The sequence below is a fragment of the Psychrobacter sp. genome (assembly GCF_036731945.1).
GTDB lineage: Bacteria > Pseudomonadota > Gammaproteobacteria > Pseudomonadales > Moraxellaceae > Psychrobacter.
In genome coordinates, this window is the sequence record NZ_DAINDI010000126.1 from 1 (window position 1) to 2534 (window position 2534).

3 protein-coding genes and 1 tRNA gene are annotated in these 2534 nt (G+C 44.0%); 3 read left to right on the top strand and 1 reads right to left on the bottom strand.

Annotated features, from left to right (window positions below):
* Window positions 1–81: 81 nt before the first annotated feature.
* Together V7D75_RS14515 and V7D75_RS14520 are read left to right on the top strand one after the other, a co-directional pair.
* The gene (locus V7D75_RS14515; RefSeq protein ID WP_333615137.1) at window positions 82–912 is read left to right on the top strand and encodes a hypothetical protein; all 831 of its coding nucleotides are present in this window, start codon (window positions 82–84) and stop codon (window positions 910–912) included.
* A gap of 65 nt (window positions 913–977) precedes the next feature.
* Window positions 978–1053, top strand: a tRNA-Arg gene (locus tag V7D75_RS14520).
* Window positions 1054–1201: 148 nt separating this feature from the next.
* On the opposite strand, the gene cadR is transcribed toward V7D75_RS14520, so the two are convergent.
* A complete protein-coding gene (gene cadR, locus V7D75_RS14525) occupies window positions 1202–1612 on the bottom strand; it encodes a Cd(II)/Pb(II)-responsive transcriptional regulator (protein WP_333615138.1) in 411 nt (136 codons plus the stop codon).
* Window positions 1613–1794: 182 nt separating this feature from the next.
* On the opposite strand from cadR, the gene V7D75_RS14530 reads away from it, so the two are divergent.
* Window positions 1795–2534 (top strand): cation transporter (locus tag V7D75_RS14530; RefSeq protein ID WP_333615139.1); only part of this gene is annotated, 740 nt, incomplete at its 3' end.

A 2534-nucleotide genomic window follows, 5' to 3' on the forward strand; every position in this document is an offset into this window, starting at 1 on the left:
AAACCATCAAGAATAAATCTGTTACCATTTATCATCTATTCCATCACTCACCCTATTAACCAAAGAAAAGAGCGGTAACTTATGAGAGATTACAAGCTGCTATTAGCGGGGCTTATTTTACTGCTGCTGATTATTTTTATCGCCATCTTTACTTGGTTATGGACCAGTAACCGCAAAAATATGGATCCTTTGCCGATTATGGCGAATAACAATGATACATCGTCTGCGGATAATGACGAAAATACCATTGCGAAAAGCACCTTGCACATCCAAGCAGAAGATGGGCTGCAAGCACCTTTAGATGCGGTGATTGCAAGCTTTCAAGCACGCTATCCAAATATGCAAATATTGACAAACTATGTGCCTTCAGCTGCCCTTTTAACGTTATCCGATAATGATTTTGCCGACAGCCATCGCACCGACGATGAGCGCGCGTCTTTTCTCATAAATACCGATTTGATCATTGCGAATGGCAAACTGTCAAAAGAGCGCCTAGCGCCTTTACAAGAACAATTAAAAACCGCTCAAGACAAGCACAACCAAAACAAATTAAATGATAGTAGCGCCCAAGGTAACCCAGCAGAAGATGGCGTAGATGAACCTGATGCAGAAGTGGACGCTCAGACCAAAAGCGATAATACCAATACTCGTAGCCTGAGTTCTTTTGGCTATGCCCTGCAAGGCGAGCAAGCGGTAGATGGCGTGGTATTAACGCAAAACCCTGCGGCGATTAATTTTAGAAATTTTTTGCTCTCAAGTACCGGACAAGATATCTTAAGCCAGCATGATTATACCAATATCGACGGTTATAAGAATGATATGGACAATTTATTTCAACCAAGTTCACGCGCCAAACAAGCAACCGGCGAGCTCTCGGTAGATGTATCCGACGCGCTTAGCAATGGTAAATAAGTCTAAGGCTTGATGATTACGCATTGCTTTTATCAGACCTTTTTTTTACAATAGCACTCCACCACGCGCCTATAGCTCAACAGGATAGAGCAGTTGCCTCCTAAGCGATCGATCGGGGTTCGAGTCCCTGTGGGCGCACCAATCTTAGTATATTAATAACTGTATTTAGACATCACCTCGCATTACCTCAAGCCCTTTAGCTCGAACCCTTTATTTTAAAGAATTAAGAGCTCATAAACCTGAGCGCACGAACACTATTGAATAACATCAGTTTCCACCACTGATATCTCTATTCATGACAAGAATTATCAGCAAGCGCGTTTAAGATGCCACATGATACCGCTGGTGCACTACTGGCACATTTTTGCCGCAAAAACGTGAGATGTTGCTTTAACTGCATCAACTCTTTTATACGAACTTCCACCGCCTCAATATGCTCGTCCAACAGCGCATCCACATCGCCGCAGTCTCTGTCAGGTTCATTCCCATACTGCAATAGCACCCTTACTTCATCCAAAGCCATATCAAGGGTGCGGCAGTGCAAAATAAATTGTAGACGCTCAATGTGCGTGTCATTATATAAACGATAATTTCCTGCACTGCGAGAAGGCTCTGGCAACAAACCTTCCTTCTCATAGTAACGAATGGTTTCTACTGTGGCGCCTGTGCGTTTGGCGAGCTCTCCGATTTTAATCAACATGATTGCCTCTTTAAAATTAAACATTAAAGTAACTATAAGGTTAAATATAGAGGAAATCAAATTTATCCAGTTGCATGTAAATGCCCTTGACTCTGAAGCCACTACAGGGTTCATAATAAGTTTATTGAAATAACGCTTATAACAACACAAGTTATTAGGACAACGCATTAGGAAAAATAGCTATGCAATATCATATTGAAGGTATGGACTGTGCCAGCTGCGTCGGTAAAATCGAAACGGCGCTTGCCCGTATGCCTGACGTCTCTGACATACAGCTTAACTTCGCCACCGAAAAGTTAACGCTAACACTAGCGCCTAATGGGTCTACGCAGTTTAGTGATGTCGAGAAAACCATCAAACGTCTTGGTTTTGGTATATCTGCCACTACGGATCAATCAACCGCAGCAAATAGTAGCCGTCAATCCGCTACAGGGCAGCAGCGCTGGTGGCAAAGCCGCAAAGGTAAGCAAGTGGTTGGTGTTGGTATTTTGATGGGCGTTGCCTATGCGCTGTCGTTACTTTTTCCCGATTATGGTATGTGGGCATTTGCTGTTGCAGTCATTGTGGGTGTTTTCCCCTTTGCTCGCAAAGCTTTAGCCTTGGCGATGACTGGCACACCTTTTTCGATTGAGATGCTGATGTCGGTTGCGGCAATCGGTGCGCTTATCATTGGTGAGCCTGAAGAGGCAGCAGCAGTGGTTTTCTTATTCTCAGTCGGTGAGCTATTAGAAAGCGTGGCTGCTGATCGAGCGCGTGCTGGTATCAGAGCGTTGGCATCACTGGTTCCAAAAACTGCCATTTTATTAGATACACAAGGTGGACAGCGTGATGTTCCTGCAGACTCGTTGCAAGTAGATGACTTAGTAATGGTACGCCCTGGCGATAAGGTATCTGCTGATGGTGTTATTACTCAAGGCGCATC

Bases quoted from the DNA above. Each gene is read 5' to 3' on its own strand.
- V7D75_RS14515 (WP_333615137.1), top strand. From the start codon at position 82: ATGAGAGATTACAAGCTGCTATTAGCGGGGCTTATTTTACTGCTGCTG.
- cadR (WP_333615138.1), bottom strand. From the start codon at position 1,612: ATGTTGATTAAAATCGGAGAGCTCGCCAAACGCACAGGCGCCACAGTA.